Genomic DNA, 19,820 nt, shown 5'->3' on the forward strand with positions numbered 1-19,820 from the left:
TCCCAAAAGAACTAAAAGCCTATCGACACTAGCCATTCGCGGGGATTATACAGAAGAAATCCCTTTCTCCATTCCTTGTAAATCTTCCATTAACCAAGGCACAGTTTCACCCCTTTAAAATATTTAACGGCCCTCCTCTTCATGATTCTGGAAGCTGAAAAAGTTTCCACGATAGTCATTGCTTCATTAATAGCAGCTATAACATTCGAATAATTCACAATAGGAGCAAATGCGCATTAGCTGATATATAGACATGTGTACACATTTGTAAACATGTATACTTATTTGTGTACATTGCATCTATTTTTGTTTACATGTATACGTTTCTGTAAACAAACCAAATAATGTATTTTTTTCACTCTTTCTTCTTACAAAAATAAGCGTATAAATGGGGAAATTGGGCATGGTAATAAATGGACAATTTACTAATGAACTGTATGGAGGTATTTAAATGACTGAAAAAAATACAGACCTTCCCCGGTTTCCGGAACCCTATTGGCGCAGTGCATTAACTTTCCCATCTTTTTCTAAACTAGAAACAGATATAAACACTGATGTTTTAATAGTAGGCGGCGGAATAACTGGAATCACTTCTGCTTATCTACTAGCCAAACAAGGTGTTAAAGTCACACTGATTGATGCAGGCGAAATCCTAACTGGAACGACAGGACACACTACAGCAAAAATCACGGCCCAGCATGGCTTGATTTATGACCAATTGATAACTGATCATGGAGAAGAGAAGGCCAAACTTTATTATGAAGCCAATGCAGATGGAATGAAGCTTATTAAAGACTTGGTAGAAGAACATTCTATTGAATGTAATTTGACTGCACAGGATGCCTATGTCTACGCAAATACAGATGAATATAAAATTAAAATTCAAAATGAACTGAAAGCCTATCAAAAGCTAGGCATTCGTGGGGATTATGCAGAGAGTATCCCTTTCTCCATCCCTTCTAAAGCTGCGGTGATCATGAAAGATCAAGCACAATTTCACCCGTTAAAATATTTAACGGCCCTCATTTCGACCATTCTCGAAAGTGGAGGAGAAATTTATGAACGGACAACGGCAATGAAGATTGAAGACGGCGATCCACCAACCGTTCAGACGGATAATGGACATACAATCAAAAGCAATCAGGTAATCGTTGCCTCCCACTTCCCTTTTAATGATGAAAAGGGCTTATACTTTGCCCGTGTCCATGTAGATAGGTCCTATGTGCTTGGAATCAGGACTGAACAGGAATATCCCGGTGGGATGTATTACAGTGCAGACAGCCCTACCCGCTCCCTTCGCTATACGGAATTGGACAATGGGGAAAAACTTATACTAGTCGGCGGCGATGGTCATAAAACAGGACAGGGAGTCTCGATGATCGAGCATTATGAAGCACTGAAGGACTTCAGTTCCCAATATTTCGATGTGAAGGACATTCCCTACCGCTGGTCGGCACAAGATATTGTGACACCGGATAATATCCCCTTCGTCGGACCAGTGACATCCAATAATCCAAATGTTTTGATAGCTACCGGCTATGCGAAATGGGGAATGACGAATGGATCGATTGCAGCCAAGATCTTAACTGACCGGGTTTTGCAAAGGGATAACCGCTATGCGGACTTGTATGACCCAGCCCGGTTAAAAGGCATGAAGAATATAGTCCAAGATAATGCTGATGTAGCGAAGCATTTAATCAAAAGCAAATTGGCCATCATTCATAAAACGCCTGAAGACATAGGTATTGATGAAGGAGCAATCGTGAAGGTGAATGGAGACAAGGCCGGATGTTACCGTGATCATGATGGCCAGCTTCATATTGTCGATTCCACATGTACGCACATGGGGTGTGAAGTTGCCTGGAATAGCGGCGACCGTACTTGGGATTGCCCATGTCATGGCTCCCGCTACTCCATCGCTGGTGAAGTATTGAATGGCCCTGCTGTTGAACCTTTGAAAAAAATACGCTGATGGTCACAGTGATTTTATCTAATAGTCGACTGGGTCCGCTGTTTTCCTTATACTGAAGTTACTGCATGGTTGAATGGTTGCAAATAACTTTGAAAAGGATTGAATTGAAATGAACGGTAAGAATCGGAAGGACATTACCCCAGGTGCCTCTGTGGACATTGTACTTAAAGCAGATCAACGCAGCGGAAAACTGACAAGCGGCACTGTAAAGGATATTTTGACCAACTCAAGCACTCACCCTCATGGAATTAAAGTAAGATTGACTGATGGCCAGGTTGGCAGGGTTCAAGTCATTCATAAGTAATGCGCACTCGGTCCAGGCCGAGTGTTTTTTTGTGATCATTCGACCGAATTAATGACAATGGGATATTTCAATCATCTTTCCCGTTTATAATTCGTACAATAAGGGTGAGATTATCTCTTTTAAAAAAAGGCTGGTGTCAAAATGCAAGAATACAATGCCCCTGATAGGGTTCATTACCGCAACGATGAACATACATTGAAAGTTTCCGGCTCTGGGACACTATCTGCCGCTCCGGATCAAGCCACAATCACCCTAGGAGTCATAACAGAGGATAAGGATCCCCAAAAGGCCCAGCAAGCCAATTCCCAAGCAATCGCAAATGTCATCGCATCACTTAAATCCGCAGGCATTCCCGAAGAGCAATTGAAAACGAGTGATTACAGAATCGATCCGCAATATGATTTTATTGATGGAAAGGAATTGTTCAAGAACTACAAAGTCCAGCACATCATCCAAGCCCAAACGACCGAAATCGAGAAAATAGGCAGCATAATCGACACAGCTGTCAGAAGCGGCGCCAATTCAATCACCAGCATCCGCTTCTCTTTATCCAACCCAGATGCATACTATAACCAGGCACTTTCTCTCGCTTTAAAAAATGCATACGAAAAAGCACTCTCCATGGCCCGAACACTAGGAATCTCATTGAACCCAGTCCCTAATAAGGTTGAAGAGCTATCTGAAACTATAGCACCGATGCTTTACCAAACAAGTACCTTTTCAAAAATGGCGACTACCCCGATTCAGCCTGGTGAATTGAACATCACTGCCTCAGTAAGGGTGGAGTACACGTACTAACACTCAGTAAATTCCATCTTAAAAACCCCCCCTTGTGAACAATGGGGGGTTACTTTAAAAGACTACCGTCTTATTTTCATGAACAAGGACGCGGTCCTCCAAATGCCATTTAACGGCACGTGCCAGCACCCTGCGTTCAGCTGAACGACCGATTTTCTTCATATCCCCAGCAGAATCACGATGGTCCACACGTTCAATATCCTGCTCGATGATTGGACCTTCATCCAAATCATTCGTCACATAATGGGAAGTCGCACCAATCAGCTTAACACCTCTGTCATAAGCTCTTTCATAAGGCCGTGCTCCAATGAATGCAGGCAAAAATGAATGATGGATATTGATGATTTTGTTTGGATGGGCCGCTACGAAGTCCGGCGTCAATATCTGCATATACCTGGCTAAGATAATAAGGTCCACCTTGAATTCTTCCAGAAGTCCAAGCTGTTTTGTCTCCACTTCCCTACGTATATCCTTATTTGCAGGAATGTAATAAAATGGGATGCCCATCGATTCGACAATTTGCCTCGTATCTTCATGATTACTGATGACCAGCGCAATATCAGCTAATAAATCTCCGCTTTGCCACTCCCATAGCAATTCCAGAAGACAATGCGGTTCCTTGGAAACGAAGATTGCCGTCCGCTTCAGATCACTCACATGGTTAAATGTCCATTGCATCGAGAATGCTGTCGAAACTTCCTGGAATGCCAGTTTCATATCCGCTGCCCTATCCTTCAATCCCGGACAATCGAATTCGATCCTTGTGAAAAAGGTACCGCCCTCAGGATTCATCGAATACTGACTCAATTCAACAATATTTGCATCATATTCTTTTAGAAAGGCAGTAACTGTCGAAACAATTCCTGGCCGGTCCGGACACTTTATAATCAAACGGCCTCTATCTTGATTCTTTTCGCGAAACTCCTGTAACTGTTCTTGCACAAAGTTGCTAACCATTTTCCCAACTGCCCTTCTTCTATTTTGCTATATTATACTTCAATTCAAGGGCAAAATTAAAGTCAGTCCATACAATACGGAATTTTGTTGGCAGACAAATCCTCCAGTTTTACCCCATCCCATTCATTAGATTTGGTTTCGATAGAGTGAATTTTCAAATCCATCTCTAGACCTGAATCTAACTAAATTTCTTACTCCACCATATAATGTTTGTCATTATTTCAGGAAATTACCGGTAATTTGGAAGGAAATGAAGGCAAAGACCGAGAACCTTTATGAAATGCATAGTGAAGGGGATTCTTGAATGAAATGTCGGCATGATCTGGATACCCTTTTTTATTTCCGTTTTAAATTCCCTAGTTAATGAGGTTATTTCACCGCCTCATAAGGGTATAGACCATTCTATTAGTTTTTTTCAAAGGGGGAAATGAAATTATCATGAAATCATCAGTTACATTCATTGTATCCATTCTGGCTGTTCTCGGTCTTCTGTCCGGCTGTGCTGAAAAGGACCAGCTGGAGGATGGAAGCAAGCTGATCAATAAGGACCAGTTTGTTTTCGCTGCCTCAGGCGAATTCAAGCCATTCAGTTATGTCAATGATGACATGACCGTAACCGGATTCGATATTGAGGTCGGCGATGCAATAGCAAAGGAACTGGACCTGGAGCCAGTACCTAAACGGATAAAATTCAAAGGTATCGTGGAAGGTGTCAAAACCGGTCGGGCAGATGCCGCGGTTGCCAGTCATACAATCAATGAACAACGAAGTAAACATGTTGCCTTTTCGACCCCTTATTACTACTCAGGTCCTCAAATTTTCGTCCGCTCGGATAGTGATATTAAAACGGTCGAAGATTTAAAGGGAAAGGAAGTTGCGGCTTCTAAAGGCTCCACGTACGCAACCACAGCAGAAAAGTATACAACCAATGTAAAAACCTATGACAGTGATATCACCGCCCTGAAAGCATTGAGCGGAGGACGCCATGATGCCGTCATCACCGACTTCGTAACCGGCAAGGAAGCGGCCAAGGAAGGTTTCGACGTCGAAGGAAGGCAATTGATCGAACGAAGCGAGCAAGCCATCGTACTGCCTAACGACAACCCTCAGCTGCTTGCACGTATCAACGAAGCGCTTGAAAACCTCCGGGAAGATGGAACGCTTGCGGAAATCAGCAAAAAATACTTTGGTGAGGACATCACAACCAAGCCTGAATAAAGATTGATAGAAAGGGAGTCATTACATTGCCAAGTTTTTCTCATTTTTTTGATACATTATTTAACTCCTCGGACGTATTCATCCGAGCCATGCTCCTCACATTGGAACTGACGGTAGTCTCCATATTGGTAGGAATCGTCATCGGATTGCTATTTGCACTTTTAAAAATTTCCAATATAAAAATTCTTGCCTGGATTTCGGATACATATGTATTCCTGGTACGGGGAACACCGCTAATCGTACAGATATTCATACTATATTTCGGTATCAGCAATCTCTTCTTACTGCCGGACTTCTGGGCGGCGTCACTTGCCTTGGCCTTCCATAATGGAGCTTATATTTCTGAAATTTTACGTGGTACGATCCAATCCATCGATAAAGGCCAAATGGAAGCCGGACGCTCCCTTGGCATGAGCAAATCGCTTACATTAAGAAGAATCATCTTACCTCAAGCCTTCCGTCGCGCATTGCCGCCTCTGGGCAACCAATTCATCATCGGGCTGAAAGATTCATCACTGGCAGCCTTCATCTCCATGAATGAGCTGTTTAACGTGGCGACTACGTTAGGTTCGAATAATTTCGATGAAATGACTTATTTACTGATTGTAGCGGTCTACTACTTGATTCTAGTGGCATTCCTGACCATTATCGTCAATTTATTCGAAAAGAAACTTTCCATTAGTGATCGATAGGGGGAATTGAAATGGAACAAAAAGAAATGATTCGCATTAGGAATTTAAATAAATCGTATGGAAACCTGCATGTACTCAAAGATATTGATATGAAGGTACTGGATAGCGATGTTGTCTGTCTGATCGGGCCAAGCGGTTCCGGAAAAAGCACCCTGCTTCGCTGTTTGAATTATTTAGAGAAAAAAGACAGCGGGCAAATCCTCATTGAAGGAACGGAAATCCAACCGAGTACTGATATTAATAAAATCCGCGAGAAAGTCGGAATGGTTTTTCAGCATTTCTACCTCTTCCCGCATATGACCGTGCTTGAAAATGTCATCGAGGCACCGACTCACGTCAAAAAAGTCCCTAAGGCCCAGGCGATCGAAGAAGCAAAAGAATTGCTTGCTAAAGTCGGCTTATCAGATAAAGCGGATGTCTATCCAAGCAAACTCTCAGGTGGGCAGAAACAGCGTGTCGCCATAGCCCGTGCACTTGCCATGAAGCCTGATATCCTACTCTTTGATGAGCCTACCTCGGCTCTGGATCCCGAACTTGTCGGGGAAGTTCTTGCCACGATGAAGGAACTTGCCTTGGAAGGGATGACAATGGTAGTCGTTACACATGAAATGAGCTTTGCACGTGAAGTTGGTGATTGGATTGTCTTCATGCATAATGGGAAGGTTGTCGAAAGTGGCCCGCCAAAAGAATTCTTCACCAATCCAAAAGAAGAACGGACAAAAGAATTTTTGCAAACGACAGTCTTTTGATTTCCACCCTAAAAACTGTCTATTAGCGAGAATAATTCGTCCTCGAACTTAAATCACCATTATAAGCAATACAGGCGAGACTTCCTGTATTGCTTATTTGTTTTCTATATTCGTGGGATGGATCGTTCCCTAAGTTGCATGAACCAAGTTTCAGGGATATTTTCGCTCTGATTGTATAAACTAAATACTTGATGAATTGTTTCAGATAAACCCTGATTCCGGCTCGAACATGGAAAAATATCTGTATTTATGGTATATATACAGGTAAAATTAAAAGAAGTATATAAATGAAAGAGGTCGAATTCAGTTGGAAAATAACTCTTCGAATTTTATTAAAAATATTATAAAAGATGATCTAGAGTCCGGAAAACATGATCATGTCATCACCCGCTTCCCTCCTGAGCCGAACGGATATTTACATATCGGGCACGCCAAATCAATCATTTTGAATTTTGGGGTGGCTGATGATTTCAATGGGAAAACTAACCTTCGTTTCGATGATACGAATCCATTGAAAGAAGATATGGAGTTTGTCAACTCCATTAAGGAAGATGTAAAATGGCTCGGTTACGACTGGGATAACCTTTTCTTCGCTTCCGACTATTTTGATGAAATGTATAAAAGAGCTGTGCTGCTCATCAATAAAGGTCTCGCATATGTGGACGACCTTAATGCCGACCAAATCCGTGAATATCGCGGAACGCTGACTGAGGCGGGAAAAGATAGCCCCTATCGCAATAGAACTGTCGAGGAAAATCTTGAACTATTTGAAAAGATGCGCAACGGTGAATTCGAAAACGGGGCAAAAGTATTGCGTGCCAAGATCGATATGAGCTCGCCTAACATCAATTTGCGTGATCCCGTCATATACCGTATCTCCCATACTGAACACCATAATACCGGCAACAAATGGTGCATCTACCCAATGTATGCCTTTGCCCACCCAATTGAAGATGCCATCGAGGGAGTCACACACTCCATTTGTACGCTAGAGTTCGAGGATCAACGCCCTCTTTATGACTGGATCGTTGAAAATTGTGAAATGGAAAGCAAGCCAAAACAATATGAATTTGGCCGTCTTAACCTGACCAATACAGTAATGAGCAAGCGAAAACTGAAGCAGCTTGTCGATGAGGGCTTCGTGGACGGCTGGGACGACCCACGGATGCCTACCGTTTCAGGCTTGCGGAGACGCGGGTATACACCCGAAGCAATTCGTGCATTCTGCCAAGAGATTGGCGTCGCCAAAACAAGCGGTGTCGTAGACTCTCAAATGCTTGATCATTTCGTGCGGGAAGACTTAAAGCTGAAGGCTCCACGGACTATGGCTATCCTAAATCCGCTTAAAGTGGTCATCACCAACTATCCGGAAGGCGAGGTAGAATGGCTGGATGCTGAGGTCAATCCGGAAGTTCCGGAAATGGGCACACGCCAAATCCCGTTTTCACGTGAAATATATATCGAACAGGACGATTTCATGGAAAACCCGCCGAAAAAGTATTTCCGACTTTTCCCGGGCAATGAAGTCCGTTTGAAACATGCTTATTTCATTAAATGTGAAGAAGTGATAAAAGACGAAGCCGGTAACGTCATTGAACTTCGCTGCACATACGACATTGAAACGAAAAGCGGATCGGGCTTCACTGGGCGTAAAGTAAAAGGTACATTGCACTGGGTCGAAGCTTCACAAGCCGTTTCAGCAGAATTCCGCAACTACCAGCCTTTAATCTTGGATAAGGAAAATGATGAAGAGGAAGAAAAATCATTCCTGGACCGGGTAAACCCTGATTCTATAGAAATTTTACAAGGATTTGTCGAGCCTAACATGAAAGATGTTAAGCCTCAGAATAAATTCCAATTCTTCAGGCATGGCTATTATAATGTTGATTCAAAACTCACTGCGGCCGATCACTTGGTCTTCAACCAAATCGTTGGGTTGAAAAGTTCATTCAAGTTATAGAATCACAGAAAAGAACCAGATTCCTAGCGAATCTGGTTCTTTTTCATTTTCTGCACCTTATGTCATTTTTTCTCGTAAAGTTTGATCCCTTGCTTGGACAGGGCCTGCTTAAGAGTACTATGTGTCGAAACCTGACTAAAATCAAGACCTAACTGAATCGATGTCTGGGCCACTTCGGGACGAATCCCGGAAATGGTCGATTGAATGCCCAACAGGTTCAGGGTACTTATCAATTGATAGATCTGTTGGGCAACCATCGTATCCAATAGGGAGACTCCCGATAAATCGATGAATAAGTGAGTGACATTTTTGCTAATGCATTTGCTTGGAGTCGCATTCAAAATTTCCTTTGCCCGATAGGTATCGATATCACCGATTAACGGCAATACCGCAATGGCATCAACAATGGGAATCACAGGTGCGCCCAGTTCATTAATCAGCTCCTGTTGAGCTAGTAAACGTTCTTTTGTCAAAAGGTAATACTGCTCTGTGAACTCACGGCTCAATTGGTCGAAGGCACCATTAATGAGCCGGCCCCAACGGATGATTGTATCCTTCGTTATCCCCGTATCCTTTAACATATAATCAGTGATAAAGGCCCAATATGTTTCACGAACCTTATTAAGCGCTTCCAACACTTCGTAAATGGGGGTGTACGATTCAACCCTGCTCTTCGCGACAAGTGTGGCCCACTGCTCCATCGTTGCAATAAAAGCATTTTTATCTTCAAGTAAAGCACTTGTCACTGTCTTGATGGTCAATGTATTCTGTTCTCTAAGAAGCTTTTCTATTTCCCCATTGGAGTCCATTGAATAGATGGATCCGGACTGCTTTTCCCTTAAAGCCAGCCAGTTTTCCGTAATCTTGGATGAATTATCAAGGATATATCGATATAAATTTTCATCTATTTTATCCATTTGTGTTCCCCTATCTCACTAGTTATTTCATTTTAAAAAGTAATAAAAAGTCTCCATATCCCTCTCTCTCCATTTCACTTTTAGGAATGAATCGAAGGGCCGCAGAGTTTATGCAATATCTCTTGCCTTTGGGACTTGGGCCATCAGGAAAAACATGTCCAAGGTGTGAATCGGCGTCCCTGCTGCGTACCTCGGTCCGGGTCATACGGTGGCTGAGATCCATTTTTTCATTGACACTTGCGGACATGACGGGCTTGGTGAAGCTTGGCCACCCACAGCCGCTATCATACTTATCCCGTGAACTGAATAGAGGCTCCCCAGAAACGACATCCACATAGATGCCCTCTTCAAAGTGATCCCAATAAGCATTATCGAAAGGCGGCTCCGTGCCATTTTCCTGGGTGACATGAAACTGACTCTCCGTTAAGGTCTTTCTAAGATGTGCATTATCCTTAGGCCAATTTTCTTTAATGAAAGCATCACGGCCTGACCCTTTACGATACAATGCATAGCGAAACTGATTTTTTCGATAGAATTCTTGATGATATTCCTCAGCCACGTAAAATTTCCCCGAGGGTAGAATACCCGTAACGATAGGTTTCTTAAACCGCCCGCTCATCATTAAATCTTCCTTCGATTGTTTTGCCTCCTGTTTCTGACGTTCATTGAGATAGAAAATGGCTGCCCTGTATTGCTTTCCCCTATCCGCGAATTGTCCTTCGTCATCCGTAGGGTCGACTTGGCGCCAGAATATCTCTAATAACGTTTTATATGAAATGATTGATGGATCGAATACCACTTGAACCGCTTCAACATGATCAGTCGCACCGGTAATCACTTGTTTATAACTGGGCGCGGCAAATTCTCCGCCTGTATAACCTGATGTCACTGAAATAATGCCATCCATTTCATCAAAGGGAGCAACCATGCACCAAAAACAGCCTCCTGCAAAGACAGCCGTTTCTTTTCCAGCCATCGTCATCCTAAAACTCCCCTTTCACGCTTGTCATTTTATGTATTATATACCAGCAAGCCAAACGCCTTCAAATTCAAAAATTATTTTTCTCTTTTTGCTGCACAAATATAAAAAGAGGCACTTAGGAGTAAACCCAAGTGCCCTTTTGTGTTAGATCCGTTAATTAAAGTATCACGCTTACAATGATCGCTGATAGGATGCTGACAAGAGTCGCACCGTATAACAGCTTCAAGCCGAAACGGGCTACAACATTACCCTGTTTTTCATGAAGTCCTTTGACTGCACCGGCAATGATTCCAATAGATGAGAAATTAGCGAATGAAACCAAGAAAACCGAAACGATCCCTATCGTCCTATCGCTCAAGGCTGCTGATGCTTCCCCTAGGCTCAGCATGGCAACGAATTCATTGGTTACCAGCTTCGTCGCCATGATTCCGCCAGCAGTCACGGTTTCTGATATCGGTACACCCATGATAAAGGCAAACGGTGCAAAGATATACCCCATGATGTCTTGGAAGCTGATTCCGAAGATCATGTCGAACACGCTGTTGATTCCTGCGATTAATGCAACGAAACCAATTAACATCGCTGCCACAGTGATAGCAACCTTAAATCCATCCATGATATATTCCCCAAGCATTTCGAAGAAAGACTGCTTCTCTGCCCCTTCTTCAATAGGGAGAATATCCTCTTCATCCGTTACGGTATAAGGATTGATAATGGATGCAATGATAAATCCACCGAACATGTTAATAACAATTGCCGTCACAACGTACTTTGGTTCAATCATCGTCATATATGCACCGACGATCGACATCGATACAGTTGACATGGCTGATGCACAAAGCGTATACATGCGAGATGGCGGAATGGCTCCGAGTTGCTTTTTCAAGGTTATGAAAACCTCGGATTGGCCCACTATTGCTGATGCAACCGCATTGTAAGATTCCAATTTACCCATCCCATTAACCTTACTTAGAACGAATCCAATCCACTTCATGATGAACGGAAGGATCTTGAAGTGCTGTAAAATCCCGATTAATGCCGAGATGAAGACGATTGGAAGAAGGACATTTAAAAAGAATGGCGATGCTCCTTCATTTACAATCCCGCCAAATACAAATGTGATCCCTTCATTTGCCCATTCTAAAAGTTTTCCGAAACCATCGGCAATCGAATTGATGATCACTAAACCAAACTTCGTATTCAATAATAAATAAGTTAAAATAAGCTGAATGATCACCATGAGGATGATCGGTTTAATTTTAACTTTCTTCCGGTCACTGCTGGCTAATAAAGCTAGTCCAAAAACAATAAGCAGCCCTAAAATTGCAATCAGAAATTTCATATATTCTGCCTCCACTAAGGGTGAATTTTATGATCGTGCATTACTAGTAGGTTACCCTCAAAAAAATTATGCAAACGTTTTCTCTTTTATCCAAAATACATGTACGTACCTCTCTAGAAGTCTATATTAAACTAATATTTTTTTAAGTGCAATTATTATTTCCCTTTTTTGAAATAACAATTAGTGACAATAATGGGTTCATGAATTAAAAAAGAAGGCTCCCCTTCGAAAGGAGCCTTCTCTTTCTTCAAGTATCATTGACTTTTTAGGCTGCTGTTTTTCTGGATATCACCGACATCGCTAATCCAGCGCCTCCAACGATAAAGATGATGGTGGATGCGGCCAAGCCACCTGCCCCTTGATAAAAGCCGATCAATTTCCCTGCAAAAGAGTCTCTGCCTTGGAAACCGCCACCGTTTTGCATCTCTCCTGGAGTCCCGGAACCCTTAGGACCGCCTTGTGGAGTGCCCTGCATATCATTTGATGCCGTTCCCGTAGTTGAAGTTGAATCGTTGGTTTCCGTACTGCTATTAGCCGATTCTTCTTTATCATCCGATTCTGTGGTGCGGTCGGCAGGCTGACCCATCATAGCCTGTCGATTCACGGGTTCATTGCCGCTGCCATCCACATACATCATGATCCCGATGACTGCTTGGGCCATTAAAAGGACCGATGCCAATATTCCAACCAAAAAGTGTAACTTACCAAGTCTTTTCATCAATGGTTTTCGCCTCCGAAAATAAATGTATTTATAAGATGATTATCTAAAAAGACCCTTAATTTTTCCTTAAGCAACAAGGAAAAAAGTAAGGGTCCTTTTCGTATTGGATGGCATTATTGTTGGATTAAGTTTTCTTTTGATTTCTCGGAAAAGTGATTTCAAACCGGGTGCGTTCATTTTGTTCACTCGTAACCTTGATGTTCCCTTGATGTGTGTTTACAATCCATTTGGCTATGGATAAACCTAAGCCGGAGCCTTCATTTGCTGAACGGGATTGCTCGACTTGGTAAAAACGGTTAAAAATCAAAGGGAGATCTTCCTGCGGAATGCCTTCTCCATTATCCTCAACAGTAAGAATGATGGATGAAGCATTCTTGATGCAGGATAGGGAAATCTCCCCGCCTTCCTCGGTAAATTTCATGGCATTATCCACCAAGATCACCAATAGCTGATGAATTCTCTCTTTATCCCCATGAAACACCACCTGTTCAGGAGCATGGCTAATGATTGATTTCTCTTGAAAAGAGGCTATATCCCTATACTGTTCCACGATATCCATTAGTAAGTCATCAAGGAAAAAGTTCGATTTCTTAACCTCGATTTGATTCGAATCCGTTCTGGTCAAGGTTAAAAGTCCGTTAACAAGTTTATTCAATCGCCGGACTTCTTTAGAAATGATGGATATATCAACGGCCTTTTCCTCGATGGTCGCGTTCGGTGATTGAAATAGCAAATCAGCCCGCGATTGAATGACAGCAAGCGGCGTGCGAATTTCATGCGAAGCATCCGAGACAAACTGCTGCTGCTGATCCCAGGATTTCTTGACAGGGATCAGGGCCCGTCCTGCCAGAAGATAGCCTGCGCCTACCGCCACCAAACTTCCAATTCCTCCACCAACAAACAAGATGAGCAGCAAGCGATCGAGCATTTCCTTTTCTGTATCCACATTCCTGATGAATTGTACGGTCATCTTTCCATACTCCGTATCGACCTTGGTGGAAAGTGCACGGTACGTGTATCCATTCACCGATATTTCTTCAATCTCTTCAAATCTTTCAGGGTAAAATTCCAATTCATTGACCTTATAGAAATTGTCTGCACTTAGTCTTGGCTCAATGATCGTATCATCCGGCCCCCAAATGATGACGCTCGGTCCCGGTCCTAAGAGAAACTCACCTTGCGGACGTCCGCCTGGCCTGCCGCCATTATTGAAATCCCTGTAATCCTGTTGAAGTGAATCATTGACATCCCTATAAATCTGATTTTCCGTATAAAAATAAATTGTTCTGCTTAAAATGGCTATTAAGACAATAAAGACAATAGAATTCAATATGGTTAGTTGAAGGCGTGTTTTTTGGAACATAATGATCCCCTTATGGTTGTTTTAGCATATAACCAATCCCCCGGACGGTTTGAATATCTTTATGGTAATTGAAAGGTTCCAATTTTTTTCTAAGGTGATGGATGAACACTTCCACAATGGCAATCGTCGTATCTGAATCAAACCCCCAAATGCGGTCGAAAATCTGCTCACGGGTCAATATTTTCCCATTATTTTGAATTAGGTATTCCAGTAATTCAAACTGTTTCAAGGTCATTTTAATGACCTTCCCATCAATTAAAATATCCTTTTCTTTTTCCAACAGTTCAATATTACGGTATTTCACATGCTGCTCAAGCGATAAAATGCCACTCCTTCGAAGCAGGGCACGAATCCTAGCCTTAAGTTCCGGTGCCTGAAACGGCTTGACTAAATAATCATCGCCACCCATTTCCAATCCTCTGACACGATCCTCAAGTGCATCTTTTGCCGTCAAAAACAAGACACTTGTATCTATTTTTGCTTCCCTGATTTTCCGTACGATTTCAAATCCATCGATTCCCGGAAGCATTACATCCAAAATGATGATATCGTATATACTTTGCTGAGCCATGAATAGCCCATCTTCCCCATTATCCGCAGTATCCACTTCATACTCATCCGTCAGAATCTGTCGGATCGACTCTAATAATGAAACATTATCTTCTACCACCAAAACCTTCATGCAGGGTACCTCCCAACCGCCTCAATAGTGATATATGTTGATTTTATCCTTTTTCATATGCAAAAGAAAGCGGGCTTTTAATCGCCTGCTTTCTTTCAAATTGTGTGTTCATTCGTGACGCAGTGCCTGGATTGGATTTAATTTGGATGCCTTATTGGCAGGAAATACACCAAACATTATCCCGATTAAAATGGAGAATAAGAAAGCAAACAGTGTTACCGACCATGAATAACTGATCGTTAAGCTTGAAAAAACTGAAATCAATTTTGCGATTCCCAATCCGATTCCAACCCCCAACAATCCCCCGAAGCAGCTCAGGACCATCGCTTCAATCAAAAACTGAAGAAGAATCGATTTCCGATTTGCCCCAATTGCTTTTCTAATCCCGATTTCCTTGGTCCTTTCTGATACGGAAACCAACATGATATTCATGATCCCGATTCCGCCCACCAGTAACGAAATACTGGCTATACCGCCAAGCATGAGTGTGAACGTATCCGACACAGAGCTCATTGTATCCATCAGATCTTCTTGATTGGACACCGAATAATTATCACTCTGTTCTGGGAATGATGTGGTCATCGTACCTTGTACCTGGTACATCGCCCTATCCATGATTTTCTCGTTCTCCGCTTTTAAATACACGGTTCCGATTGTTGTGCTGCCTGTAGCCCTTTCGGCAGTGGTGATCGGTGCAATGATTACATCATCCCCGTTCGACCCCATTGAGGTGCCTACCGATTTCAGCACACCAATCACGCGATAGGAAACTCCGCCGATAAGCACTTTCTGGTCCACAGCTTTTTGATTTTCAAAAAGCGTGCTGGCTGTATCCGACCCCAGGACGACGACCTTGGATCTTAATTCCGTTTCCATATCAGTCAAAAATCGGCCTTGACTGAGCTCCAGATCCCTAACCGATAAGTAGGATGAAGTTGCACCGGTCATTGAAACCTGTGCCGAAGCTTCTCCGTTTTTAGCATAAACGCGTCCGGTGACCACAGGCGCCACTTCCGATATCCCGTTCAGCTCTTTAAACTGTTCAATTGTATCATCCGTCAGCTCCACGGAGTCGGTATCCGTGACACTTACCGTTATCAAGTTCGTTCCAAGGCTATTGATCTCATCCTGAACGGACTGTGAGGAACCCTGCCCGATCGAAACCAGAACGATTACGGAGGCAACTCCAATTATGATCCCAAGCATGGTTAAAAATGCTCTGACTTTATTGGTTTTGATACTGCGTATAGCCATTATCATTGATTCGCTCAGGTTCAATCCAATCACCTCCGTTCTCAAATAGCTGACCATCCTGTATCCGGACGACACGAGTCGCTTCTTTTGCCACTTCCAAGTCATGGGTTATTAGAATGATTGTTTGTCCCTTTTCGTTCAATTCTTTCAGCATCTGCAGCACTTCTTTACTCGTTTTACTATCCAAGGCCCCCGTCGGCTCATCCGCCAATAGAACGGGCGGGTCACCGGCAAGTGCCCTTGCAATCGCAACTCTTTGCTGTTGTCCGCCCGACAGTTGGTTCGGCAGATGATTCTTCCTGTCACTCAGGCCTACCATATCAAGGCATGCATTGGCCACTTTTCTTCTTTCCTTCACGCTTGCCCCTCTATAAACCAGGGGAAGTTCGACATTTTCCAACGCTGTCAGTTTTGCCAACAGGTTAAAATTTTGAAAGATAAATCCTATTTTAATATTACGAATGGCAGCTAACTCATTATCCTTCATCTTTTCCACTTCTTTTCCATCAAGAAGATATTCACCTATGTCAGGCTTGTCAAGGCAGCCAATCATATTCATGAATGTCGATTTTCCTGACCCAGAAGGACCGATGATCGAAATGAAATCGCCTTTATCGATTGTAAGACAGACATCTTGAAGTGCCTTAACCGTTTCACCGCCTAATTCATATGATTTAGACATGTTCCTAATTTCTATGATGGGTTTCGCCATTTTACTGACCTCCCTTGCCGCTTGGCATTCCGCCACCGTTTGGCATCCCGCCGCTCGGCATTCGCATTTCGCCTCCTTGGCCTCCCCTCATTCCTTCACCGCCACTTCCAGTCGAGCTTTCATTGATGGTGATGGGCAAGGAAACAAACTGGCCCTCTTCAAGTCCCGAAGTTATTTCAATATACCTATCATTGCTGATCCCAGTCTCAACCGCTTTCTTTGTACTGGCAGTTCCTTCAGTTGTACCGGATTGTTGTATATTTACATATTTCTCTTCACCATCCATTTGGACTGCTTCAATCGGAACATATAAAGCATCTTTAACACTATTCGTCAAAATGCTCACTTCAGTCGACATCCCAATTTTTATATCGCCGGGTTTGTCAATTTTGATCGTAACATCGAACGAAGAAACTCCATTCTCATATGTACCTTCCTTTGCTACACTGGTCACTTCCCCCGTAAACGTTTCATCTTCAAAAGCACTGGCTTTAATTTCAACCGTTTGTCCTTTTTTAACACTTGGAACATCCAATTCATCTACACTGATCGTGGTTTTCAATTTTTTATAATCCGTAACATGTGCCAAAACTTCACCGCTTGATACACGATCGCCTTCTTCAACATCCATTGTTGTAACGGTACCATCGAATGGGGCAGTTATCGGGTCACTTCCATCCGTGAAGGTAATAAGTTCATCACCTTTCTCAACCAATTCATTCTTCTCTACAAGGACTTCATCCACTTCACCCGTTACAGAGGAAGTGATGTCCTCACTATTGATTGCGGCGACCGATCCGGAACCGCTTATTTGAACTTCAAGATCTCCCTTTTCAACTGTTGCGGTTACCGACTTTGCGATGACAGGCTCAGCACTGTCCTTCATGAAAAACCAAGCGCATCCCCCAATCGCCAGCACTAAAACCGTACATATCATTATCCACTTTTTCATCACTTTTCTCCTTTCAGATTTCCTTCATTGAAACCAGTATCGTGAAAGAAGCTTAACTTTTCCTTAATGGCCATGCGTTTGATTTCCATGATCTTCCGTACGCATGGCACACGTCCTTGCTTGTACGAACAAATTAAAACGGTGTCGAACGAAAAAAGATTTAATTTCAGCATTTAAATTTACAATATATTCTGAAAATTATATACTGATACTGTTATCGGAAATTAGTAATGAAATCTAAATCAATGATGATGAAGGGGGAACCAACTTGGCATCAAACGATTCAATCGCTAAGGAAACCGAGGCAAGCGCTTCCACGGACTACACCAAGATCGTCCAATCACAATCTTTTCAAGAACTGTTAAGGAAAAAACGCAATTTCATCGTCCCGCTATCCATCTTTTTCATGGTCTTTTATTTCACCCTACCTATACTAACTTCCTATTCTAAAGTTCTTAACTCCTATGCTTTCGGGGCAATCAGCTGGGCCTGGATTTTTGCCTTCGCTCAATTTATCATGACCTGGACATTATGCATCCTCTATTCGAAAAAAGCTGCGACATTTGACCGATTAGTGAAAAAAATCGTTAAAGAAGCGAAAGGATAAAAGGTGAATTCACAATGAATATACTTGCTTTTATATTATTTCTAATCATTGTCGGGCTAACATTGGTCATTACCTATTTTGCTTCGCGGCGCACCAAAACGACCGCGGACTTTTATACGGCGGACAGCAGCCTTACCGGGTGGCAGAATGGCTGGGCCATTGCGGGGGATTATATGTCCGCTGCCTCGTTTTTGGGGATAGCCGGCATGGTCGCACTCTCTGGATTTGATGGTTTTTTCTATAGCATAGGTTTTCTGGTTGCATATCTGGTCGTTCTTTATATCGTGGCCGAACCGCTCCGTAACCTTGGCAAGTATACATTGGCGGACATGATTGCTGCCCGTTTCAATGAAAAGAAAGTACGCGGGGTCGCTGCCCTTAACACCATTTCCATTTCAACCTTTTATATGATCGCCCAATTAGTCGGTGCAGGTGCCCTTATAAAACTCTTACTTGGAATTGATTATCTTTACTCCGTCATCATTGTAGGCATTTTAATGACCGTATACGTCGTATTTGGCGGTATGACGGCCACCAGTTGGGTCCAAATCGTCAAAGCCGTTTTATTGATGGCAGGTACATTCATCATCTCCATCATCGTATTGGCGAAATTCGACTTTAGCGTGATCGAGATGTTCAAGCAGATGAAAACAGCCACTCCTTTGGGCGGGGATTTCCTCAACCCCGGTAACAAATTCAAGGATCCCTTGGATACCTTATCCCTTAATTTAGCGCTTGTACTCGGTACAGCAGGACTTCCTCACATTCTCATCCGTTTCTTTACGGTGAAAGACGCCATCACAGCCCGAAAGTCCGTAGTATATGCCACTTGGATCATTGGCATCTTTTATATAATGACCATTTTCCTGGGATTTGGAGCGGCAGCTTTTGTTGGATACGACAAAATCATTGGCGCGAATGCGGCTGGGAATATGGCTGCCCCGCTGCTTGCCGAAGCCATTGGGGGTGACTTCCTGTTCGCCTTTGTCTCTGCAGTTGCTTTCGCTACCATTTTAGCGGTTGTAGCAGGCCTCGTTCTATCGGCAGCATCTGCTTTTGCCCATGACTTCTATGGCCACATCATCCGGAAGGGCCAAGCCACTGACAAGGAACAAGTCGTTGCTGCTCGTTGGGCATCGATCGGGGTGTCCGTCCTCTCCATCATCCTTGCCTTATTTGCCCAAAACATGAATGTCGCCTTCCTTGTTTCACTTGCCTTTGCTGTCGCTGCCAGTGCCAATCTGCCCATCATTGTCTTCACGGTATTCTGGAAACGTTTTAACACAGCTGGGGCTGTCACGGGCATGTTAGTTGGACTGGTCAGTTCTTTATTGCTTGTGTTCCTGAGTCCCAATGTCTGGTCACCGGTGGAGGGAGCAGCAATATTCGTCGGGGAGCCATTATTCCCGCTTGCCAATCCAGGCATCATCTCCATCCCGATTGGTTTTATCGCAGCCATCGCCGGAACACTTCTGTCAAGCAAGAAAGCTGATGCAAAAAAATTCGACGAAATTTTGGTTACAGCCAACACTGGGATGAAAGATCCTATATAAGCTAGCTTACTTATTATTTTAAAATACTAAAAAGAGAAAGGAGATTAGGGTTCGGCCTGATCTCCTTTCTCTTTATTTAGAAACA

At 43.0% G+C, this 19,820-nt stretch carries 19 protein-coding genes; 9 read left to right on the forward strand and 10 right to left on the reverse strand.

The window, feature by feature from the left end:
• Positions 1 to 451 precede the first annotated feature (451 nt).
• The 3 genes from ACQKFG_RS16315 to ACQKFG_RS16325 all read left to right on the forward strand — a co-directional run bounded on the left by ACQKFG_RS16315 (position 452) and on the right by ACQKFG_RS16325 (position 3,074).
• Positions 452 to 1,972 carry an FAD-dependent oxidoreductase gene (locus ACQKFG_RS16315; protein WP_427560653.1) on the forward strand — a complete coding sequence of 507 codons (1,521 nt, stop codon included), beginning with the start codon at positions 452 to 454 and terminating at the stop codon, positions 1,970 to 1,972.
• 109 nt (positions 1,973 to 2,081) lie between these two features.
• Positions 2,082 to 2,276, forward strand: coding sequence for a YwbE family protein (locus tag ACQKFG_RS16320; RefSeq protein ID WP_076368446.1), 195 nt, complete (start codon positions 2,082 to 2,084; stop codon positions 2,274 to 2,276).
• A 141-nt stretch (positions 2,277 to 2,417) separates the two neighbouring features.
• Positions 2,418 to 3,074: an SIMPL domain-containing protein gene (locus ACQKFG_RS16325; RefSeq protein ID WP_192207323.1), complete on the forward strand. Its 657-nt coding sequence runs from the start codon at positions 2,418 to 2,420 to the stop codon at positions 3,072 to 3,074.
• 54 nt (positions 3,075 to 3,128) lie between these two features.
• Here the strand turns inward: ACQKFG_RS16325 and purU are convergent, their stop codons facing one another.
• Positions 3,129 to 4,031, reverse strand: a complete 903-nt coding sequence (gene purU / locus ACQKFG_RS16330) for a formyltetrahydrofolate deformylase (protein WP_192207324.1) — start codon at positions 4,029 to 4,031, stop codon at positions 3,129 to 3,131.
• 438 nt (positions 4,032 to 4,469) lie between these two features.
• Between purU and ACQKFG_RS16335 the strand changes: the two genes are divergently transcribed.
• The 4 genes from ACQKFG_RS16335 (at position 4,470) to ACQKFG_RS16350 (ending at position 8,650) form a co-directional block, all read left to right on the forward strand.
• Entirely contained in the window at positions 4,470 to 5,249 is a 780-nt protein-coding gene (locus tag ACQKFG_RS16335) for a transporter substrate-binding domain-containing protein (RefSeq protein ID WP_098370270.1), read from the forward strand.
• 26 nt (positions 5,250 to 5,275) lie between these two features.
• Entirely contained in the window at positions 5,276 to 5,941 is a 666-nt protein-coding gene (locus ACQKFG_RS16340; RefSeq protein WP_076368450.1) for an amino acid ABC transporter permease, read from the forward strand.
• Positions 5,942 to 5,952: 11 nt separating this feature from the next.
• Positions 5,953 to 6,690, forward strand: coding sequence for an amino acid ABC transporter ATP-binding protein (locus ACQKFG_RS16345; protein WP_286182402.1), 738 nt, complete (start codon positions 5,953 to 5,955; stop codon positions 6,688 to 6,690).
• Between the two features lie 307 nt (positions 6,691 to 6,997).
• Complete coding sequence (locus tag ACQKFG_RS16350) at positions 6,998 to 8,650, forward strand: glutamine--tRNA ligase/YqeY domain fusion protein (protein WP_427560661.1); 1,653 nt, start codon at positions 6,998 to 7,000, stop codon at positions 8,648 to 8,650.
• Positions 8,651 to 8,712: 62 nt separating this feature from the next.
• Here ACQKFG_RS16350 and ACQKFG_RS16355 read toward each other — a convergent pair whose 3' ends face one another.
• From ACQKFG_RS16355 to ACQKFG_RS16395, 9 genes are all read right to left on the reverse strand, one after another.
• On the reverse strand, positions 8,713 to 9,567 hold the full coding sequence (locus ACQKFG_RS16355; RefSeq protein ID WP_427560664.1) for an STAS domain-containing protein: 855 nt from the start codon (positions 9,565 to 9,567) through the stop codon (positions 8,713 to 8,715).
• A 22-nt stretch (positions 9,568 to 9,589) separates the two neighbouring features.
• Positions 9,590 to 10,549 carry a peptide-methionine (R)-S-oxide reductase MsrB gene (gene msrB, locus ACQKFG_RS16360; RefSeq protein ID WP_192207327.1) on the reverse strand — a complete coding sequence of 320 codons (960 nt, stop codon included), beginning with the start codon at positions 10,547 to 10,549 and terminating at the stop codon, positions 9,590 to 9,592.
• 157 nt (positions 10,550 to 10,706) lie between these two features.
• Positions 10,707 to 11,891, reverse strand: coding sequence for a NupC/NupG family nucleoside CNT transporter (locus tag ACQKFG_RS16365; RefSeq protein ID WP_427560669.1), 1,185 nt, complete (start codon positions 11,889 to 11,891; stop codon positions 10,707 to 10,709).
• Between the two features lie 265 nt (positions 11,892 to 12,156).
• Positions 12,157 to 12,612, reverse strand: a complete 456-nt coding sequence (locus ACQKFG_RS16370) for a hypothetical protein (protein ID WP_427560672.1) — start codon at positions 12,610 to 12,612, stop codon at positions 12,157 to 12,159.
• 124 nt (positions 12,613 to 12,736) lie between these two features.
• Positions 12,737 to 13,975: a sensor histidine kinase gene (locus ACQKFG_RS16375; RefSeq protein WP_427560675.1), complete on the reverse strand. Its 1,239-nt coding sequence runs from the start codon at positions 13,973 to 13,975 to the stop codon at positions 12,737 to 12,739.
• 10 nt (positions 13,976 to 13,985) lie between these two features.
• Positions 13,986 to 14,657, reverse strand: a complete 672-nt coding sequence (locus ACQKFG_RS16380) for a response regulator transcription factor (RefSeq protein ID WP_192207331.1) — start codon at positions 14,655 to 14,657, stop codon at positions 13,986 to 13,988.
• Positions 14,658 to 14,765: 108 nt separating this feature from the next.
• Complete coding sequence (locus ACQKFG_RS16385; RefSeq protein ID WP_427560679.1) at positions 14,766 to 15,935, reverse strand: ABC transporter permease; 1,170 nt, start codon at positions 15,933 to 15,935, stop codon at positions 14,766 to 14,768.
• Complete coding sequence (locus tag ACQKFG_RS16390) at positions 15,883 to 16,623, reverse strand: ABC transporter ATP-binding protein (RefSeq protein ID WP_342614863.1); 741 nt, start codon at positions 16,621 to 16,623, stop codon at positions 15,883 to 15,885. The genes ACQKFG_RS16385 and ACQKFG_RS16390 overlap by 53 nt, the downstream gene beginning before the upstream one ends.
• 1 nt (position 16,624) lies before the next feature.
• Positions 16,625 to 17,575: an efflux RND transporter periplasmic adaptor subunit gene (locus tag ACQKFG_RS16395; protein ID WP_192207332.1), complete on the reverse strand. Its 951-nt coding sequence runs from the start codon at positions 17,573 to 17,575 to the stop codon at positions 16,625 to 16,627.
• A 268-nt stretch (positions 17,576 to 17,843) separates the two neighbouring features.
• On the opposite strand from ACQKFG_RS16395, the gene ACQKFG_RS16400 reads away from it, so the two are divergent.
• Positions 17,844 to 18,182, forward strand: coding sequence for a DUF485 domain-containing protein (locus tag ACQKFG_RS16400; protein WP_349728614.1), 339 nt, complete (start codon positions 17,844 to 17,846; stop codon positions 18,180 to 18,182).
• A 14-nt stretch (positions 18,183 to 18,196) separates the two neighbouring features.
• Positions 18,197 to 19,735 carry a solute symporter family protein gene (locus tag ACQKFG_RS16405; RefSeq protein ID WP_098370283.1) on the forward strand — a complete coding sequence of 513 codons (1,539 nt, stop codon included), beginning with the start codon at positions 18,197 to 18,199 and terminating at the stop codon, positions 19,733 to 19,735.
• Positions 19,736 to 19,820 lie beyond the last annotated feature (85 nt).

This window comes from Peribacillus sp. NPDC076916 (assembly GCF_050269675.1).
GTDB lineage: Bacteria > Bacillota > Bacilli > Bacillales > DSM-1321 > Peribacillus > Peribacillus aracenensis.